The organism is Pacificimonas aurantium (genome assembly GCF_020092905.1).
Lineage (GTDB): Bacteria > Pseudomonadota > Alphaproteobacteria > Sphingomonadales > Sphingomonadaceae > Pacificimonas > Pacificimonas aurantium.
In genome coordinates this window covers 757,125-776,956 of record NZ_JAGSGB010000002.1, presented here as the reverse complement: position 1 = coordinate 776,956, position 19,832 = coordinate 757,125, and the positions used below count along the sequence as shown (strand labels likewise).

The window sequence follows — 19,832 nt, the reverse complement described above, 5'->3', positions numbered from 1 at the left end:
CGCGGATCGCTCCCACCGCCATGGCCTGATCGGCATGATCCTCGACGTCGCCGTGCGCTTTCGCTGGGCGATGGTCGTACTGACGCTCGGTGTGGCAATCTATGGCGTGGTGAATTTGCTGCGCCTGCCCATCGATGCCGTGCCCGATATCACCAATGTACAGGTGCAGATCAACACCGAGGCACCAGCCCTGTCGCCTTCGCAAGTCGAAACGCAGGTCACCTATCCCGTTGAAACCGGGCTTGCCGGTATCGAGGGTCTGGAGATGACCCGCTCAATATCGCGCAACGGGTTCAGCCAGGTGACCGCGATTTTCGAGGAAGGGACCGACATCTATTTTGCGCGTCAGCAGGTCAACGAACGGCTGACGCCCATAAGTGCCTCCCTACCCGAGGGTGCCGAACCGGTGATGGGACCCATCTCGACCGGCTTGGGCGAAGTGCTCATGTATACCATCGAGTACGAGTTTCCTGACGGCAAGGAAGCACCGCTGGGCGGAGCGGTCGGTTGGCAGTCCGACGGGAGCTTTGTGACCGAACGTGGCGACCGGCTCGACAGCGATGTTGCCAAGGCTGCCTATCTGCGAACCATCCAGGACTGGGTGGTTGCCCCCCTCATGCGGTCGGTCGACGGTGTGGCGGGTGTCGACTCGATCGGCGGCTTCGAAAAGCAATACCTTGTCCAACCCGATCCCGCGCGATTGACCGGGTACGGTTTATCGTTCGACGAAGTGATCGATGCGCTGGAAGCGGCCAATCTCGCCGAAGGGGCCAATTTCGTCGAGCGGGCAGGCGAAGCCCTCCTCGCCCGAGTTGATGCGCGCCTCGGCAGTGTCGAGGATATCGAGCAGGCGGTCGTTTCTACACGCGAAGGAGTCCCCATTCGCGTAGGAGACGTCGCCACGGTCAGCATCGGTGGCGACCTGCGAACGGGCGCGGCGTCGCTGAACGGCGATGAAGCGGTCGTGGGCACCGTGCTCATGCGCGCGGGCGAGAACAGCCGCACCGTGTCGGCCCAGGCGGCCGAACGGCTCGAGGAAGTTCGCAGCTCCCTGCCGGAAGGAATTGTCGCGGAGATCGTCTACAACCGGTCTTCGCTGGTCGATGCGACGATCGCGACCGTCGAGAAGAATCTCGTTGAAGGCGCGCTTCTGGTGATCGCGATCCTGTTCTTGCTGCTGGGCAACATCCGGGCAGCGATCATCGCGGCGCTGGTCATTCCCTTTTCCATGCTGATGGCATCGATCGGAATGAACCGGCTCGGCGTGTCGGGCAATCTCATGAGCCTGGGTGCGCTGGACTTCGGCCTGATCGTCGATGGTGCCGTCATTATCGTCGAGAACAGTGTCGCGAGGCTCGCGGCCCGGCAGGAACACGAAGGCCGGCTTCTCACACTGGGCGAAAGGTTGACGGAAACGCGGCTTGCCGCGCAGGAAATGATCAAGCCGACTGTGTACGGGCAGGCGATCATACTTCTCGTCTTCGCACCGCTTCTGACCTTTACCGGAGTCGAAGGCAAAACCTTCTCGCCCATGGCGATCACGGTCATGCTCGCCCTCGCCTCGGCGTTCGTGTTGTCGCTGACCTTCGTCCCGGCAATGATCGCCATCCTGCTCAACAAGAAGCTGACGGAAAAGGAGGTCAAGCCGATCCGGATCGCCAAGGAGCGATACGGACCGCTGGTCCGCAAGGCGATCACCCGCCCTTGGCCGGTCATCGGCATGGGCGTCGGCATCTTCGCCTTTGCGGCCTTCGTGTTCAGCTTCCTCGGGAGCGAATTCACACCGCAATTGGACGAGCGCGACATCGCCGTGCAATCGCTGCGTATTCCTTCGACCTCGCTCGAACGTTCGCTCGCGATGCAAAGGCGGGTCGAGGACCGGCTCGAGCAGTTTGAGCAGGTCCAGCTCGTCTTTTCGCGGACGGGCACGGCAGAAGTGGCTAGTGACCCGATGCCGCCGAACGCTTCCGATGCGTATGTGATCCTCAAACCCCGTGAGGAATGGCCCGATCCCGACCTCGCCAAGGACGAGTTGGTCGCGCAAATGGAGAGCGCCCTCAGCAGTCTCGTCGGCAACCTTTACGAGTTCAGCCAACCGATCGAATTGCGGTTCAACGAATTGATCGCAGGCGTTCGCGGAGATGTTGCCGTCAAGATCTACGGAGACGATCTCAGCGCCATGACCTCAGCGGCGAACGAGGTTGCGGGCGTGCTGCGCAATGTCGACGGCGCCGCGGACGTCAAGGTCCAGCAAGTGACCGGGTTCCCCACCCTCGATATTGCCTTCGATCGGCCAGCGATTGCCCGTTACGGGCTGAAGGTCGAAGACGTTGCGCAATCGGTGGCGATCGCACTGGGCGGTCGGCCTGCGGGCCTCGTTTTCGAAGGCGATCGCCGCTTCGATGTGGTTGTGCGGTTGTCGGACGCGACCCGCGACGATTTCGACCAGTTGGGTGCTTTGCCGGTGCTGCTCCCGAACGGGGCAACCATACCGCTACGCTCGGTTGCCGAGTTCCGTGTGGTGGATGGTCTCGCGGAGGTTCGCCGGGAACAGGGACGCAGACTGGTGATCGTCTCGTCCAACGTGCGAGAACGCGACCTCGGGTCTTTTGTAGAAGAGGCCCAGGAAAGGGTTGCGGCGCAAGTCGAACTGCCCGCTGCCGCGTTTATCGAGTGGGGCGGTCAATACCAGAACCTCCAAGCTGCCCAGGAAAGACTTCAGATCGTCATTCCCATCGCGTTCGCGGTCATTCTCCTGTTGCTCTACATGGCGGTCGGGGGCTGGGTGCCGGCGCTCGCCGTATTCAGCGCGATCCCGCTGGCCCTGGCAGGCGGAATATTCTCCTTGGCCCTGCGCGGGATGCCATTCTCGGTTTCTGCGGCGGTAGGCTTTATCGCCCTGTCGGGCGTAGCGACCTTGAACGGGCTCGTGATGGTGACTGCGATCCGTCAGCGGCTCGACAAGGGCATGGCGCTCGATGACGCCATCGTGGCCGGTGGCCTGGCGCGCCTGAGGCCGGTTCTCATGACCGCGCTCGTTGCATCGCTCGGCTTCGTGCCGATGGCGATTGCGACGGGGACCGGCGCGGAAGTGCAGCGTCCTTTGGCGACAGTGGTCATCGGAGGGTTGATCACCGCTACCGCTCTGACCCTCTTCGTCTTGCCCGCAATTTTGAAGCTGGTTTTCAGTACCAGAGAAGATGACCGGACCTGGCGACAGCGCTGGTGGGATCGGCTGCGGCGCAACGTGACAAGCGATGAGCAGCGCGAGCTGAAGGACATCGCATGACCGATCGGGAAAGGAAAAAACGGTGCTGGCACTGAAGGAAGAGAACGGACTGCTCTGGATACGCGCCGGAGGCAGGCTGGGGGATGAAGCCTATGACCGCTTTGTTCCCCAATTCGAACATATCGCAGAGCGCGAGGCCGGTACCGTCCCGATGGTGATCGAGCTCGCGCCTGACTTTTCGGGTTGGAACTTCGGAGGTCTCTGGCGCGATCTCAAGTTCGACATCCGGCATAAGGATTGTTTCGGCCGGATCGCCATAATCGGCGACAGCGAATGGGAAGAGTGGGGCACGAAATTGTCATCCTCACTCTTCCGCACCGAAATGAAGTTCTTCCGGCCAACACAGCGTAGTCATGCGGAAAGCTGGGTACAAACCGGGGAGGACGCAGCATGAGTGGCGGACATGAGGTCGATGTCGGGTCGCCTGAAAAGCGCAAGACCCTGTGGGTTGTCCTGTGGCTTAACGTGGCCATCGCGATCGGCTTTTTCGCGGTCGGGTATTTTGCCGATTCTAATGCGCTGTTGGCGAACGGCCTCGATAATTCATCCGATGCCATCGTTTATGCGCTCAGCCTGCTCGCGCTGACCCGCTCACGGACCTGGAAACGCGGGGCCGCACGTTTCTCCGGCATCATGCTGCTGATCTTCTCTGCTGGGGTTATCTTCGATGCTTACCGACGGTTTGTGGAAGGGTCCGATCCGGGCGGGATATTGATGATGGCGATGGCGTTCATCGCGGGGATGGTCAATCTCTATTGCCTGCGCCTGCTGCAGAAGATGGAGAACAAGGACGTCAATATGCGGGCGGCGACCACCTTCAGCTTCAACGACTTTATCTCTAATGGCGGGATCATTATCGCCGGCATCATTGTGATGCTGACCGGAACCAACTGGCCCGACCTCGTTGTGGGCATCGCGGTAGCTTGCATCGCTCTCTATGGCGGCATCGAGATTCTGCGCGACGCTCACATGGATAGCCACGACGATGCGGGAACCAAACACGGCGAGAAGAGGAATTGACCCTATTCGATCTTCCTGCACAATGTGTCCGATGCGCTGGCTTCGGCCGGTGTGATCGTGGCTGGCGTGCTCATTCTGCGATACGAACTTTATATCGCCGATCTGACCATCACGGTGGTCATTGGTGACTTTGTGATCTGGCAGGGCGTTACTTTGTTGCCTCGCACGGTGCGTCTCTTGATGGGCGCGGTGCCGGACGAAAGCGAGTTCGATCGCATTGTGAGCGACCTGCGTGACGCAGAAGGCGTGGCCGACGTCCATCACGTCCAAGTCTGGAGCATCAGCGAGCATTATCGCGCGCTTGAGGCGCATGTCGTTCCTGCCGAATCTTCGTTGCAGGCTTTCGAGGATGTGAAGGCGCGGGCTCGCGGTATGCTCGAGACGCGGCACGCCATCACCCATGCAACGTTCGAAGCCTGCCTCGCTGCCAACTGTGATCCGGTTATGGTCCCGGGCCATCAGGTCGAAAAGAACCAATGCCAAGACCATGATCACGACCATTGACAAGCGCGGCGATCAGGTCGGCCGCTGCAAGCAAGCAGTTTGGTAGCGCACGGCATGAACCGCCCTGCAACTCGTAAATGAGGACCGACGAATGAAAGCTTCCGATCTTATGGTCGCCGCGCTCGAGGCAGAGGGTGTCGAGTATGTTTTCGCCGTTCCAGGCGAAGAGAACCTGGATCTTCTGGAATCGCTGCGAACTTCCACCATCACGCTGGTTCTGGCCCGTCACGAACAGGGCGCTGGCTTCATGGCGGCAACTTATGGCCGCCTGACCGGCAAGGCAGGTGTGTGCCTGGCAACACTCGGGCCAGGTGCCACGAACCTGACCACACCGGCGGCCTATGCCGCGCTCGGAGCCTTCCCGCTCGTGATCATTACCGGGCAGAAACCGATCAAGACCTCGAAACAGGCCCAGTTCCAGATTGTCGACGTCGTTTCCCTGTTCACCCCGCTGTGCAAGGCTTCGACCCAGATCGTGAACGGCAATCGCATTCCCTCGCTCGTTCGCGAAGGTTTCCGTCTGGCGCAGGAAGAAAGGCCGGGCGCTGTACTGCTCGAGCTGCCGGAAGATATCGCTGAAGAGGAAACGATCGAACCGGTCATACCTCCGCATTACAGGCGTTATGCGGTCGCCGGAGATGCTGCGCTCGACGAAGCGGCCGAGCGCATCATCGCGGCTGAGCGGCCATTGCTCCTGATCGGTGCCGGAGCGAACCGCCGCCGCGCTTCGAAAGCGTTGCGCAAATTCGTGTCTGATACCGGCTTTCCATTCTTCGACACCCAGATGGGCAAGGGCGTGGTCGATGAAGATAGCGAGCTCTATCTGGGCACCGCGGCGCTATCGTCGGGCGATTATGTTCACTGCGCAATCGAAAAGGCCGATCTGATCGTCAATATCGGTCACGACGTGGTGGAGAAGCCGCCCTTCTTCATGGAGCCGGGCGGGCAGACCGTCATCCATATCAATTACAAGGCAGCCGAAGTCGATCAGGTCTACTTCCCGCAGCTCGAGGTCATCGGCGACATCGCCGGATCGGTCGAGCGGCTGGGAAACCGCCTGGATGGCAAGCTGCAGTGCGACCGCAGCTATTATACCGCCCTGCATCACGAGATTGCATCGCACATCTCCGAGACCAGCGACGACGAACGTTTTCCAATGGTCCCCCAGCGCGTGGTTGCCGACGTACGCAGCGTAATGGCGCGCGATGATATCGTTGCGCTCGACAACGGCATCTACAAGATCTGGTTCGCCAGAAACTACATCGCCCACGAGCCTGGCACCATCCTGCTCGACAATGCATTGGCGACGATGGGTGCTGGCCTTCCATCCGCCATGATGGCTGCGATGCTGGCGCCGGGGCGCAGAGTGCTCGCGGTATGCGGCGATGGCGGGTTCATGATGAACTCGCAGGAACTGGAAACGGCCGTCAGGCTTGGACTGAACCTTGTCGTTCTCGTTCTGAACGATGCAGCATACGGCATGATCCGCTGGAAGCAGGACCAGCTCGGCTTTCCGGACTACGGCCTGACCTTTTCCAATCCCGACTTCGTCACCTACGCACAAAGCTATGGAGCGACCGGTCACCGGGTCGAACGGAGCGCAGATCTTGTGGCGGTCCTGAACGACGCATTCGAGGCTGGCGGCGTGCATCTCGTCGATCTGCCCGTCGACTATTCCGAAAACAAGAAGGTGCTGATTGATGAACTCGGCGCAAAGGTGTGTGAGCTATGAAGACGATCGTTCACAATCCGTTCGACCGCGAGCCGGTTGCAGAAGTGCCGCTAATCGACTGGCCTCAAATCGATGAATGGCTGAGTGAAGCGCAGTTGCTCCACCGCGACCGCCATGGCTGGCTTGCCGTGCACGAGCGTATCGCCATCCTCCGGCGGGCTGCGGATATCATGCGCGAACGAGCCCAGGATCTGGCTCTCCAGATCGTCAGGGAGGGCGGCAAACCCCTGGTCGATGCGCGCGTGGAAGCCGGTCGCGCGATCAGCAGCGTCGACTTGTGCGTTCAGGCGCTCAGCGATGGCGGCGGCCACGAGATCCCCATGGACCTGACAGAAGCGGGTGCGGGAAGGACGGCATATACCTTCCGCGAGCCGATCGGTCCTGTCGTGGCGATCTCGGCATTCAATCACCCCCTCAACCTGATCGTCCATCAGGTTGCACCGGCGGTAGCAGCCGGGTGCCCCGTTCTCATCAAGCCTGCGCTGGAAACGCCTCTGTCATGCCAGAGCTTCGTGAGCATTCTCCATGAAGCCGGCCTGCCCGAGGCCTGGTGCCGGTTCGCACCTTGCGGCAACGATATCGCCGAAAGAATGGTAACCGATCCGCGCACGGCGTTCTTCTCATTCATCGGTTCTGCGAAAATCGGCTGGATGCTTCGCTCGAAGCTGGCGCCGGGGACCCGCATTGCTCTCGAGCACGGCGGCGCGGCGCCGGTAATCGTGGACAACGGCGTGGAGCGCGCAGCAGTGATCGCCTCGTTGCTTAAAGGCGGGTTCTATCATTCGGGTCAGGTCTGCGTTTCCGTACAGCGCGTATTCGTCCCTGCTGCAGAATTGAAAGACTTCGCCAATGACCTAGGGCGAGCTGCCGAAAAGCTGGTCGTGGGCGATCCCGCCGATGCTCAGACCCAATGCGGACCCCTGATCCGAACGGAGGAAGTTGACCGCGTCGAACGCTGGGTCGATGAAGCCATCGCAGCAGGCGGCACCCTGGTGTGCGGGGGAAGCCGTCTGAGTGATACTCTTTTCTCCCCGACCGTCATTGTCGATCCTCCCGAAAGTTCCAAGGTATCCCAGGAAGAAATCTTCGGCCCCGTGATCTGCGTGTATGGCTATGACGATATCGACCTGGCTATCAAGCAGGCCAATGCCCTGCCTTACGCCTTTCAGGCCGCTGTATTCACGGATCGCCTGTCAATCGCCAATCATTGCATACAGTCTCTGGCGGGATCGGCTGTGATGGTGAACGACCATACGGCATTCCGCGTCGACTGGATGCCTTTTGCAGGGCTGCGCCGCTCCGGGCTTGGCGTCGGCGGGATCCCCTACACTATGGCGGATATGAGCATTGAAAAAATGGCCGTCTGGAACTGGCCGACAGCAGCATCATAACCCGTTCGACAGACCCGGGATGGCGACACGGGCAGCTTCGCACCCGTCGGCCTTTCCCGAAGTTAAGTCTCTTAGGGGCGGCGGACAAAAGCCGTGCATCGGCGAGCCTGACCGAACTGGCGCACGAGGCGCGGGCATCAAGGCTCGGTGGTACCGGCAAGTACATCGATGATGCGACAATCGCCTACCGTGTCTTGCTCGCAGGCAGCGATCATGCGCCCAAGCTCCGTCCGCAACGCCTCCAGGCTGGCGATCTTGCGCTCGACTTCGCCGAGATGGCTTCTGGCCAGAGCGTCAATGCCCGCGCAGGACCGGTCGGCATCATCGGAGAGATCGAGCAATTCCCTGATGCGTGCCATCGAGAAGCCTAGATCACGCGCGCGCCGTATGAAGTTAAGGCGCGCTTCCTCTGCAGGTCCATAGTCGCGATAATTGGCCTTAGTGCGCGGAGGGGCAGCGAGGATACCCTCGCGCTCGTAGAAGCGGATTGTTTCGGATTTGACGCCGGTTATCCGGGCAAGTTGACCAATTCTCATGACAAAGGCTCCTACCGCTTGACCTTGTAGTTACTACAAGGTGCATAGGGCGGATCGACGCAAGGAGTCGAGTAAATGGGAAACACCTGCTGCGGTCCCGATGAGGCCGGTGCAAGCACCAACGATCCGACATGGCGGCGCATTCTGTGGATCGCGCTGGGCCTTAATGCAATCATGTTCGGCGTGGAGATCGTGGCAGGCATTGCTGCAGATTCGCGCGCCTTGCAGGCCGACGCGCTCGACTTTCTCGGTGATGCGGCAAACTATGCTATCAGTCTCGGTGTAGCAGGGATGGCGCTCGTCTGGCGCGCGCGTGCGGCTCTCGTAAAGGCGGCGACCATGCTGGCTTTCGGCCTGTGGGTGCTCGGCTCGGCCATTTGGGGTTTCTTTGTCGGGGCGTCGCCCGACCCGGGAACGATGGGCGCCATCGGTTCTCTTGCTCTGGCGGTAAATCTCGCCGTCGCCGCGATTCTGTTCCGGTATCGCTCGGGCGATGCGAACATGCGCTCGGTGTGGATCTGTTCGCGCAACGACGCGATCGGTAATATCGCCGTGCTGGCGGCAGCGATTGGCGTTTTCGGCACCGGCCGTGCGTGGCCCGATCTGGTTGTGGCGAGCATCATGGCAGGACTGGCGGTGTGGGGAAGTGCCGAAGTCTCCAAACAGGCGCGTGGCGAACTGCGCTCTACCTAAACTCCGGAATATGCCCGCGATTGCGAATTGGGGGAAATACGTTTCCGTCTACACCCTGCTATTGCGAATTAATTGCAACCGATATAGAGCCCCCTCATGCATCGCATCGTCTCCGCCACCGTCCATCCGGCACTGCGGCTCATTCTGCTGGCGCTTGCGCTGTGTCTGTCCGTCACCGCGAACGCGGAAGAACCCGACGTGCGAACCACCTGGCGTCTGCTCGATTATATCGCGGTCGACTACGCCTCCGCCGTTTCCGAGGGACGTGTTGCCGACGAATTCGAATATCGCGAAATGGTGGAGTTTTCCGATGTCGTGGCGCGGCAGATCGCTGCATTGCCGGATACTAAAGACAATCAAGCACTCATCCGCCGATCGGACCAGCTGCGAGCTCTGATCGCCAACAAGGAACCTGCCGAGCGAGTTGGGCGCTTCGCGCGCGCGCTGGCAGCCTCGTTGCTGACAGCCTACCCGGTTCCGCTCGCCCCTTCGCAGGCGCCCGACCTTGTCCGCGCCCGCACTCTCTTCGCGCAGAACTGCGCCTCGTGTCACGGCGCCGCCGGAAGTGCGCCACCGGCCGCAATGCAGGCGCTCGATCCCCCGCCGATCGACTTCACCGATATCGACCGGGCGCGGCAGCGCAGTGCGTTCGGGCTTTACCAGGTCATCACGCAAGGGCTGGAAGGAACGTCCATGCCCAGCTTCGCATCGCTGTCCGACGAGGATCGCTGGGCGCTTGCATTCCATGCCGGCAGCATTGCTTTTGAAGATGTGGCCAAGGGCGAGCGTATTTGGCGGGAAGATGATGGCATACGCCAGCTTGTCCCCGATCTCGAGACGCTCGCCGCGCTCACACCGGAAAGTCTGGCCGAGCAGATCGGCGAGGACCGTGCGCTCGCCGTCATGGCCTATCTTCGCGCCAATCCCAATGCGGTGGGACAGGCAAATGACACAGGTTCGCTCGCCTTCGTTCGCGATACGCTCGATCGCAGCCTGTCAGCTTATCGGGCTGGCAACCGAGAGGAAGCGCGGCAGCTTGCCCTGTCTGCCTATCTCGACGGGTTTGAACCCCTGGAGGCCCTCCTGGCAACGCGCGATGGCGGTTTGATGCGGGAGGTAGAACAGGCGCTCGGGCAATTCCGGGCCGGAATAGAGTCCGGTGCGAATCCATCCGAACTACAGCAACTAAGGGCTCGCATCGATAGTCTGCTGGCCAGAGCCGAGGGAGCGTTGGCTCCTGAGGCGGCCAGCGAAATCTCGACCTTTCTCGGGGCGTTCACCATTCTCCTGCGCGAGGGGATCGAAGCAATTCTGGTTGTGATCGCCATGATCGCCTTTGTGAAAAAGTCGCAGCGCACCGAGGTGTTGCCTTATGTTCATGGCGGCTGGATCGCCGCTCTTCTGGCAGGTGTCGCCACCTGGGTCGTAGCAACCTACTTCGTCAGCATCAGCGGTGCGAGCCGCGAGATGACCGAAGGGATCGGCGCGCTGCTGGCGGCTGTCATCCTCGCATCGGTCGGTATCTGGATGCACGGCAAATCCCAGGCCGAGGAATGGCGGCGCTATATCCAGGAAAAAATGGGCAAGGCGCTCTCGCGCGGATCGGCATGGTTTCTCTTCGGTCTCGCATTCGTGGTTGTCTACCGGGAAGCGTTCGAGACCATCCTGTTCTACGCTGCCCTGTGGAACCCGCAGAGCAGCGGCATAATACTGGCAGGTGCCTTGTCCGCAGTCGCGCTGCTGGCGCTCATTGCATGGGCCATGCTGCGCTACAGCCGTAAACTGCCGATCACCCAGTTCTTCCGCTACAGTGCTATCCTGATTGCGATCCTTGCGGTCATTCTCGCGGGCAAGGGCGTGGGCGCTTTCCAGGAGGCCGGAGTTCTTTCCGCCACCTTCATTGCGGGCTTGCCGCGCCTCGCCGAACTCGGCTTCTTCCCGACTGTCGAGACGATGGGCGCGCAATTGCTCACGCTGCTGGCCCTGATTGCCGGATTTCGCGCAAGCCGAGCTACTTCCAATCCGCCACCGGCAAACGCTACAGGATAAGCGGTCCCGGCTACGCAGTCTCCTCGATCCGGACGCAAGGGGGCCTGCGAAGGACTATCCTACGCTTCAGGGCAAGCATAGAGTTCGGCCAAAAAGAACCCTGCAGGTCTGTAATACCTCGCTGACTGATGCGTCAGTCACATCGACGTGTTCAAATGACCGATGACATCGCCAGAAAATTGAAAGCTGCCGCGGCCGAGCTGTTTACTCAGCAGGGATTCACGGCAACCCGCGTCGCGGACATTGTCGCAAATGCGGGTGTAGCGCAGGGGACCTTTTATCTGCATTTCGAAAACAAGCCGTCGCTGTTTGTCGCGCTTATCGATGAGTTCTTTGCAGGACTGATTGAGGAGACCCTTGCCCGCCATCCCGCCAAGCGGCTGCAAACCGGAGAGCAGCTAGCAGCCGAGGTTGAAGAAATCTGGGCTGCCATCATTCGGTATGGGCGCAAGCACGCTCTTCTGACCACGCTGGTTCTGCGCGAAGCGCATGCGCTTCCGCCCGAACAGCGCGATCATGTCAACCGCCATTTCGAGCAAGGTGCTGACGCGCTCGCGCAGTATCTCGAAGAAGTCCAACAGCTAGGCCTGGTGAAAAATCTCCCTGTGCGTCTCATTGCTTGGCTTCTTGTCGGAATGATCGAGCGGGCAATGCATTACGCCGTTTTTGTCGCACCGAATGCACCGAGCGTGTCGCTGGCAGGACATTGCACTGAGTTCGAGCTCCGGGGCCTGCTGAATTGTGGTGCCGCTGTGTCCGGATGTCCATCATGAGCTCAAGAAAGAAGCTCTACATCGGACTTGCCCTGCTCGTATTGCTAGCCGCTTCGGCGGCGACAATCTGGTTGATGCAGCCTGATCGGCATGAGCGAGAAGGTCATCTGGTACTCAATGGAAATGTCGACATTCGTCAGGTCAATCTGGCGTTCAAGGTTCCAGGCAGGATCGACCGATTGGCGTTCGATGAGGGAGATAGGGTCGAGTCTGGCGATCTTTTGGCTTCGCTAGAGCCGCAGGATTACAAGAACGAGATCGCACTGGCCGAAGCGCGTGCCAGCCAACGCTCCGCAGCGCTCGCCGCTCTCGAATCGGGCAACAGGCCGGAAGAGATCGAGCGGGCGAGAGCCCGCGTTGAGGAAGCGGAGTCCGCACTGGGCATAGCCCAAGCCACTCTGGACCGGGTCGAGCACCTTGCCGAACGCGGGTTTGCCGCACGGCAGACCCAGGACGAGGCGCGGTCACAGCGCGATCGTGCGGCCGCTCAGCGGCAGGCGGCGCTCGAGGAACTCTCGCTTGCGCGCAAGGGTCCGCGGCGCGAAGAAATCCAGCAAGGACGCGCGGCGCTCGGCGGCGAGCGAGCTGCCGCTGCACTCGCCCGGCAACGCCTGGTGGATGCAAACCTCTACGCGCCCGCTGACGGGATCATCCTGACGCGCGCACGCGAGGTTGGGGCCATTGTGGGTCCTGGCGAAACCGTCTTCACACTCGCGCACACCTCGCCCATGTGGGTCCGAACCTATATCGAGGAACCCGACCTCGAGCGCGTCGAGATCGGTGCCCCCGCGACAGTGTTGACCGAGGCTGGCCGCGCATTCCCCGGTCGCATCGCCTACATCTCACCGACAGCCGAGTTTACACCCAAGTCCGTTGAGACCCGCGAACAGCGCACTAGCCTTGTCTACCGGGTGCGTGTGCGTATCGAAGATCAAGACGGAATCCTGAAGCAGGGCATGCCAGTCTCCGTGATTGTCCGTCCCGCCGCCAGAGAGCGGTGACCGGTGACAGCTCTGGTGACCATCGAAGGCCTGACCAAACGGTTCCCCAAGCAAGCCGAACCGGCATTGCGGAGTGTAAGCACGCAGATCAGGTCGGGGCACATCGTGGGGCTGGTTGGGCCCGATGGCTCGGGGAAGACTACGTTCTTGCGCCTGATCGCCGGACTGCTGCGCCCCGATGAAGGCGGGATCGACGTGGGAGGTTTCGATCCCGTAGCCAACGCGAAGGAGGTGCGCGCGCGCATTGCCTACATGCCGCAACGTTTCGGCCTCTACGAGGATCTGAGCGTGGAGGAGAATCTCAATCTCTACGCAGATCTGCGCGGACTGGTTGGATCAGCGCGCAAGGCGACATTCGAGCGGCTTCTCGACTTTACCGGCCTAGCGCCATTTACCGGCAGACTGGCAGGCGCCTTGTCGGGCGGCATGAAGCAGAAGCTCGGGCTCGCCTGCGCTCTCGTTGTTACACCTGAACTTCTGTTGCTGGACGAGCCAAGCGTCGGCGTCGATCCGATTTCGCGGCGCGAACTCTGGCGAATGGTAAGCCGACTGACCGATGAAGGGATCACGGTCGTTTGGGCAACCGCCTACCTCGATGAGGCCGAGAAATGCGAGACTGTGCTCGTGTTGAGCGAGGGCGATCTCATCTTCGACGGTCGACCGACCGATCTGGCCGCGCGTGTCGCTGGCCGGGTGTTTTTGATCGAGGGCATCGAGGGCGATCGGCGCTACGTTTTGAACAGAGCACGCCAACACGAGGCTGTGATGGATGGAACAATCCAGGCCAGCCATGTCAGGCTGTTGCTCAATGAGAACGCGCGTGCCCTCTCTCTGGCTTCGATTGGCGCGGGGGATGAAGCTCGGCTGAAACCTGTCGCGCCGCGGTTCGAGGATGCGTTCATCGATCTCATTGGCGGCGGGTTTCGCGCTGAATCGCCCTTCGCCGGCGGTTCGCAGCGCAGCCACGATATAGCGATTGCCGTAGAGGCGCGCGGACTAACGCGGATGTTCGGCTCCTTCACTGCGGCTTCCGAGATCAGTTTCGATGTGCGTCGAGGTGAAGTGTTTGGGCTTATCGGACCCAATGGCGCGGGCAAGTCGACTACATTCAAAATGCTCTCCGGCCTTCTCAAGCCGACCAGCGGTGAGGCTCGTATTGCCGGTGTCGATTTGCGTACTGCCGCGAGCGAGGCACGGGCTCGTCTCGGATACATGGCGCAGAAATTTTCGCTGTATGGCGATCTCAGCACGATGCAGAATCTGCGGTTCTTCGCACGCGTTTACGGCCTTACCGGAGCGCGGCAGCGTCTCATGATCGAGCGTATGATCGACAGCTTTGCCCTCACGGACAAGCTCAATGAAAATTCCGCCCAGCTCCCGCTTGGCTTCAAGCAGCGCCTGTCGCTCGCCTGTGCCGTCATGCACGAGCCTGACGTCCTTTTTCTCGACGAGCCGACCTCGGGTGTCGATCCGCGTACGCGCCGTGAATTCTGGGCCCATATCAACGCCATGGTCACGAACGGCGTAACCGTCATCGTGACGACACATTTTCTCGACGAAGCGGAGTATTGCGACCGCGCCGCGCTCATATATCGCGGGCAGATGATTGCTTTGGGGACTCCCGCCGAACTCAAGGCGCAAGCGGCCTCCTCGACCATGCCCAACCCGACCTTTGAGGATGCATTCATCGCTCTCGTCGAAAAGAACGAAGCGGAGACCTCGCCATGAGTTTTTCGCGTTTCGCCGCGATCATGCGCAAGGAAACCCGGCAGGCTATCCGGGACCCGAGCACACTCATGATTGCCGGCCTATTGCCGATCATGCTGATTTTCCTGTTCGGTTATGCGGTTTCGTTCGACCCCCGGCAGTTCTCGGTCGGCGTTGTGGTCGAACAGCCGACCGGAGAGACGGAGAGCTTTGTCGCGTCGCTGCGCAACACGCGCTATTTCGAGATTGAAACAGCGCCTGTGCGAAAGGACTTCGAAACCCTCATGGCCGCGGGCGAGCTCGATGCGATCATCATCCTGCCACAGGATTTCAGCGCAATTGCGCTCCGCGGAGAGGCGGCGCCGATCCAGATCCTGGTCGATGGGGGTGATCCAAACACAGCCGGACTGGTTGGCTCCTATATTGAATTGCTCGTTATCAATTGGCTCGAGCAAGAATGGCTCGATCGCGGGCAACCGCCGCTCGCGCCTCTCGTCTCGATTGAGCCGCGTGTCTGGTTTAACGCCGAGATTTCGAGCCGCAACTATCTGGTCCCCGGCTCGGTGGCGATCATTCTCACCATAATCGGCGCCTTGCTCACAGCGCTTGTGGTTGCCCGCGAATGGGAGCGCGGCACTATGGAAGCGCTCCTTGCGACCCCTGTCGGTCCGCTCGAACTGCTGCTGGGCAAGCTTGTGCCCTATTTCGTGCTGGGCCTCGGCTCGTTCATGCTGTCCGTGTTTGTGGCCGTGGCGTTTTTTGGTGTTCCCTTCCGCGGATCGTTTTTCGCGCTCTCGCTCGCAGCCGCACTCTTCATGCTGTGCTCGCTGGGCCAAGGACTGCTCATTTCGACGCTCACCCGCAACCAGCTCGTGGCAGCGCAGGTCGCGGTGATGCTTGCCTTTTTGCCCGCGTTCTACTTTTCCAATTTCGTTTTTGAGCTCGACAGCATGCCACTGGCGCTCCAGCTCTTCAGCTACGCGATCCCGGCGCGCTTTCTCGTCTCGACTCTGCAGACGCAGTTTCTTGCCGGCAATGTCTGGGCGGTTCTGCTGCCCGATCTCGCTGCCCTTGCCATCTTCGCGATTGTGATCTTCGCAATCTGCGCTCTGTTCACACGCACCCGGCTCGACTGAGACCATGTGGCAACGCATCTACGCCTTGATCGTGAAGGAGCTTCTGGCAAGCGCGCGCGATCCGCAAACCCGTTGGGTGGTGCTGTTTTCGCCGCCCTTTCTGCTCCTCATCTACGCCTTTGCAATTACGCAGGAAGTATCGGACGTCACTCTGGCGGTCTACAACCAGGACCACGGCAATGCCTCGGTCGAGCTTATCAGCCGCTTCGAGGGTGCCGAAGTATTCGATCAGATTATCCATTTGCGAGCAGGCGCGGATATCGCGCCGACAATCGACGCACGCCGTGCGACGCTGGTCATGCGCGTTGGCGAAGACTTCTCGCGGCGACTCGAGCGCGGCGAAAGCGCCGAGGTTCAGCTAATCCTCGATGGCCGCAGATCCAACACCGCTCAGATCCTGCTGGGATACAGCAGCCGGATCGTCGAAACCTATAATCGGGAGCGGCTCGATCGACTGCGCGCGACGGCACCAGTGCGTCTTGTCCAAAGGACCTGGTTCAATCCCAATCTCGAGCCGCTCTGGTCCGCAGTGCCCGCGCTCTTTGCCGTCCTCGTAGCCGTGGTCGGTTTCATGGTGTCCGCGCTGTCGATCGCCCGCGAGCGCGAGCTCGGTACCTTCGAGCAATTGCTGGTGTCGCCGCTGCGCCCCTTCGAGATCCTGATCGGCAAAAGCGTGCCGGCTCTCCTGATTGCGCTGACGAGCGCAAGTGCGATGCTGGTTCTGGGGATGCTGTTTCTCAACGTACCGATCCGCGGTTCTCTCGCCCTGCTTTTCTTCGGAATGGTTGTCTATCTCGCTGCAATAGTCGGTATCGGCCTGTTTATCTCATCGCTCGCCAAGACCCAGCAGCAGGCGATTATCGGGCTGTTCATGTATATGGTCCCGGCTGTGCTCATTTCGGGCTATGCCACGCCGGTAGAAAACATGCCCGACTGGTTGCAGGGCCTTGCCGCCGCCACGCCGATCACCCACTTCATAGTCATCAGCAAAGCGGTGTATCTTCGTGAAGCGCCCCTTTGGCTCTATTTCTCCCACATCTGGCCCATGGCGCTTATCGCTGCCGCGAGCCTGCTGGCGGCGACCTGGTTGTTCCGCCGCCGAACGGGTTAAACAGTTTCACGGGGCCAAGCCACCAATCCCGACTTCGGCAATCGGCAGGATGACCGAAGGGTCGGGACGCGCGAGGCGTTGATCGACCGCCTGGCACGCGATGGATTGCAGCATGTGCCGGATGATGTTGAGGCGTGCGGCGCGTTTGTCGTTGGCGCGCACTGCAATCCACGGGGCATAGGCAAAATCTGTGCGCGTCAGCATTTCGTCCCGGGCGTTGGAATAATCATTCCACTTCTCAAGCGCCGCTGCATCGATGGGGCTGATCTTCCACTGCTTGAGCGGATCAGTGCGCCGCGCTTTGAGGCGCTTGGCTTGCTCTTTTCTATCGATGTCGAGGTAGTATTTGAGAAGCGTAGTCCCGTCGCGTGCCAGCATTTCTTCGAATTGCGCGACGTTAGAGAAGAAGTCGGCAACTTCCTCCTTGTCGGCAAATCCCATCACCCGTTCGACCCCCGCCCGGTTGTACCAAGAGCGATTGAACAGAGCGATCTCCTCATCGGCGGGAAGCTGTTCGCTGTAGCGGCGAAAATACCAGCTGCGTGTGTCGCGATCGGAGGGTTTTCCCAAAGCGACGACCCGCGTCTCGCGCGGGCTCATATGTTCGCGCACACGCTTGATCACACCGTCCTTTCCGGCCGCGTCCCTCCCTTCGAAGATGATCAGAACACGCTCGCCATGGGCGATGACCTGGCGTTGTATCTTGACCAGTTCGATCTGCAGCGCGCGCAATTGTTGCTTGTATTCGCTCTTGGATATTTTCTTCTTTTGCGAACTCGACATGTTGCTCTCCGGCTCTTTAGCTGCGATAAGGGGCGAGCCCCGAACATGTCGTAACGATACTACCGCCTGCGACCGTTTTACAGGAAGGGACGGGCCCTTCTCCGGTATTGGGGCACTGGCGCTTCGGGGTTTTCCATGATCGAAAATAGGGCCGATAAAGCTGACGGGTCCGAGGAGGCGTTGCGACCGATGGATGAAGCAGTGCGCCGGGCCCTGGTGGATAGCCACGAAGATATGCTGCGTTTCCTCATCGGCCGTATGCGGGGGCGTCAGGAGGCGGAGGAAGTTCTTCAGCGTTTCATGCTTCGCGCGATCGAGCGGGCTGGGGACCTGCGGGACGTGGGTTCGGTCAAGGGATGGCTCTCCCGAGTGCTGGCGACGACCATTGCCGACTTTTACCGACAGGCTGCGCGCGGACGTAAACACGAAACCGCCATTGATCCTCAGGAACTTGCCGAACTTGCCGAGGCGGAAATCGTGTCGGACGAAGAGATAGAAGCTGCCGTCTGCAACTGTCTCTATCGACTCCTGCCAACGCTCAGGCCGGATTATTCCGAAGTCATCTGGCGCGCTGATTTGCTTGAGGAACCGCGCGAAAGCATTGCCGACGCACTCGATACAAGTGTCAACAATATCAATGTACGTCTTCATCGTGCGCGCGGCGCGCTTCGCACGCGTCTGCTCCAGATGTGCCGCACTTGTGTCATTCACGGTTTTCTCGATTGCGAATGCCAGCATGAGAAGGAGCAAGCACCCGCGCCGTAGGCGCGGACTGTCGGGGCCGCACTATCTGGGCGATGCTAGTCTCCGTCCTTGAGCCGCGCGTCTCCTGGGCTGCATGGTCGCATAGCTTTATCGTTTTGGCCTGGATCGCTGTCGACGCCCAAGGTCCAGGAAGGAGGATCGCTTGCGGGAAACGTTTCGATCAAAGCTTCGTCGATCGCTCGCTCTTCCGAGCCGGAGGATCGCGTCTCTGGCTTGCATCGTGGCCGGTCCGTGGGGGCGTTCGTCATTGGCTTCGCTCTTGCCTCCAAGCGCTACAATCTCAGCTCGTCTGCTCCGATAGCAAGCGCTTTGTTTGTCAACCGCATCGAGACCTCGGGCTGTTCCTCGCTCGACGCCAGGGCACGGATCGCATCTATCGTTTCAGGAATGACGATGGCCTGATTGTCGACCATGTAATTGTAGCACAGTTCGGTGCCATCGACCGCGAGAATATTGCTCCACAGGGCCACCTCGTAGAGGTCTGCATTGGGCCGCCCCTCCATCGCCATCGCCTCTTTGACGCTGTTGAGGGCCGACAGTCCGCTGTCTCCATCGATGAGCAGAATTCTTGGCGAGGCCGCAAATGCGTCGAGGACTTCCTCCTTTGTCGCCGGCCGGGTGAGCTCGACATACCAGCTGTGAAGATGAGCCAGGGTCTCAGGAACCTTGATCGCGATCGTCACCACATCGAGTTCCGGATCCACATGCCGGGCATCCGGCCCCTGATGGCTCGGGATTGTCGGCTCGGGCACGAGCGTGTTCATGATCCCCCCGAGATGGCTCTCCCAGGGGTCGGTGGCCCGGCGCATAAGTGTCCCGCGCGCTTTTTTGAGCAGGCCTGCGCGCTTCAGCGCCCCTAGGGTGCGGACGATCGACGTGGTGTTGCATGACACGACCCGCGTCGCATCTCGCCCGAATGCGCTCCCGTAGGTTGCTTCGGCGACGAATGAGTGCCCCGCCACGTCGTGCTTCTCGCCTCCCTGCACGATGAATGGCTTCCCGGCGCTGCGATAGATGTCTGCGTTTTTGGCGCCGATGCCCTTGGGTGTGCAGTCGACAATGACGTCGCTTGCCGCGATAAGGTCCTCTAGCGAACCCGCAACGTCGAGACCCGCATCCGGCAAGGTTTGCGAGGCCTGCGAACTGGCCGCAAACAGGCGAACGCCGTCCTTCGCGAGCATTGCGATCCGCCAATCGGCGGCGACGTCGGCGACACCGGCCAATGCCATATCGGGTTGCAGCCTTACGGCGCCGACAACGCGGCGACCGATTACCCCTGCTCCTACGACCCCTACCGAGATCTTGTTTGGCTCCTTTGTCATTGAAAATGAACTCCAGTTGG

The 19,832-nt window shown here is 60.6% G+C and carries 17 protein-coding genes; 14 read left to right on the top strand and 3 right to left on the bottom strand.

The window, feature by feature from the left end:
• The first annotated feature begins 25 nt into the window (after positions 1–25).
• The 6 genes from KCN53_RS10510 (at position 26) to KCN53_RS10485 (ending at position 7,936) form a co-directional block, all read left to right on the top strand.
• Positions 26–3,289 (top strand): efflux RND transporter permease subunit, encoded by a 3,264-nt coding sequence (locus KCN53_RS10510; protein ID WP_143712266.1) that lies wholly within the window; start codon positions 26–28, stop codon positions 3,287–3,289.
• 22 nt (positions 3,290–3,311) lie between these two features.
• Positions 3,312–3,683, top strand: coding sequence for a SpoIIAA family protein (locus KCN53_RS10505; RefSeq protein WP_088712475.1), 372 nt, complete (start codon positions 3,312–3,314; stop codon positions 3,681–3,683).
• Positions 3,680–4,309: a cation diffusion facilitator family transporter gene (locus KCN53_RS10500; RefSeq protein ID WP_008603820.1), complete on the top strand. Its 630-nt coding sequence runs from the start codon at positions 3,680–3,682 to the stop codon at positions 4,307–4,309. The genes KCN53_RS10505 and KCN53_RS10500 overlap by 4 nt, the downstream gene beginning before the upstream one ends.
• A 24-nt stretch (positions 4,310–4,333) precedes the next feature.
• Complete coding sequence (locus KCN53_RS10495; RefSeq protein ID WP_243444630.1) at positions 4,334–4,813, top strand: cation transporter dimerization domain-containing protein; 480 nt, start codon at positions 4,334–4,336, stop codon at positions 4,811–4,813.
• Positions 4,814–4,904: 91 nt separating this feature from the next.
• Positions 4,905–6,545 carry an acetolactate synthase large subunit gene (locus KCN53_RS10490; RefSeq protein WP_088712476.1) on the top strand — a complete coding sequence of 547 codons (1,641 nt, stop codon included), beginning with the start codon at positions 4,905–4,907 and terminating at the stop codon, positions 6,543–6,545.
• The gene (locus KCN53_RS10485) at positions 6,542–7,936 is read left to right on the top strand and encodes an aldehyde dehydrogenase family protein (RefSeq protein ID WP_088712477.1); all 1,395 of its coding nucleotides are present in this window, start codon (positions 6,542–6,544) and stop codon (positions 7,934–7,936) included. Before KCN53_RS10490 ends, KCN53_RS10485 begins: the two co-directional genes overlap by 4 nt.
• Positions 7,937–8,073: 137 nt before the next feature.
• Here KCN53_RS10485 and KCN53_RS10480 read toward each other — a convergent pair whose 3' ends face one another.
• Complete coding sequence (locus tag KCN53_RS10480; protein ID WP_088712478.1) at positions 8,074–8,472, bottom strand: MerR family transcriptional regulator; 399 nt, start codon at positions 8,470–8,472, stop codon at positions 8,074–8,076.
• A 75-nt stretch (positions 8,473–8,547) separates the two neighbouring features.
• Between KCN53_RS10480 and KCN53_RS10475 the strand changes: the two genes are divergently transcribed.
• From KCN53_RS10475 to KCN53_RS10445, 7 genes are all read left to right on the top strand, one after another.
• Positions 8,548–9,165 carry a cation transporter gene (locus tag KCN53_RS10475; protein ID WP_088712479.1) on the top strand — a complete coding sequence of 206 codons (618 nt, stop codon included), beginning with the start codon at positions 8,548–8,550 and terminating at the stop codon, positions 9,163–9,165.
• Between the two features lie 96 nt (positions 9,166–9,261).
• Positions 9,262–11,214, top strand: coding sequence for a cytochrome c/FTR1 family iron permease (locus tag KCN53_RS10470; RefSeq protein WP_088712480.1), 1,953 nt, complete (start codon positions 9,262–9,264; stop codon positions 11,212–11,214).
• Positions 11,215–11,369: 155 nt separating this feature from the next.
• Entirely contained in the window at positions 11,370–11,987 is a 618-nt protein-coding gene (locus KCN53_RS10465) for a TetR/AcrR family transcriptional regulator (protein WP_158246578.1), read from the top strand.
• A complete protein-coding gene (locus KCN53_RS10460) occupies positions 11,984–12,988 on the top strand; it encodes an efflux RND transporter periplasmic adaptor subunit (protein ID WP_158246579.1) in 1,005 nt (334 codons plus the stop codon). Before KCN53_RS10465 ends, KCN53_RS10460 begins: the two co-directional genes overlap by 4 nt.
• A gap of 3 nt (positions 12,989–12,991) precedes the next feature.
• Positions 12,992–14,716, top strand: coding sequence for an ATP-binding cassette domain-containing protein (locus tag KCN53_RS10455; protein WP_047822061.1), 1,725 nt, complete (start codon positions 12,992–12,994; stop codon positions 14,714–14,716).
• The gene (locus KCN53_RS10450; RefSeq protein WP_088712483.1) at positions 14,713–15,831 is read left to right on the top strand and encodes an ABC transporter permease; all 1,119 of its coding nucleotides are present in this window, start codon (positions 14,713–14,715) and stop codon (positions 15,829–15,831) included. The genes KCN53_RS10455 and KCN53_RS10450 overlap by 4 nt, the downstream gene beginning before the upstream one ends.
• Before the next feature lie 4 nt (positions 15,832–15,835).
• Positions 15,836–16,942: an ABC transporter permease gene (locus tag KCN53_RS10445; RefSeq protein ID WP_088712484.1), complete on the top strand. Its 1,107-nt coding sequence runs from the start codon at positions 15,836–15,838 to the stop codon at positions 16,940–16,942.
• A gap of 6 nt (positions 16,943–16,948) precedes the next feature.
• On the opposite strand, the gene ppk2 is transcribed toward KCN53_RS10445, so the two are convergent.
• On the bottom strand, positions 16,949–17,725 hold the full coding sequence (gene ppk2 / locus KCN53_RS10440) for a polyphosphate kinase 2 (RefSeq protein ID WP_046904074.1): 777 nt from the start codon (positions 17,723–17,725) through the stop codon (positions 16,949–16,951).
• A gap of 135 nt (positions 17,726–17,860) precedes the next feature.
• On the opposite strand from ppk2, the gene KCN53_RS10435 reads away from it, so the two are divergent.
• Entirely contained in the window at positions 17,861–18,490 is a 630-nt protein-coding gene (locus KCN53_RS10435; RefSeq protein WP_088712485.1) for an RNA polymerase sigma factor, read from the top strand.
• A 272-nt stretch (positions 18,491–18,762) separates the two neighbouring features.
• On the opposite strand, the gene KCN53_RS10430 is transcribed toward KCN53_RS10435, so the two are convergent.
• Complete coding sequence (locus tag KCN53_RS10430) at positions 18,763–19,812, bottom strand: type II glyceraldehyde-3-phosphate dehydrogenase (RefSeq protein WP_088712486.1); 1,050 nt, start codon at positions 19,810–19,812, stop codon at positions 18,763–18,765.
• Positions 19,813–19,832 lie beyond the last annotated feature (20 nt).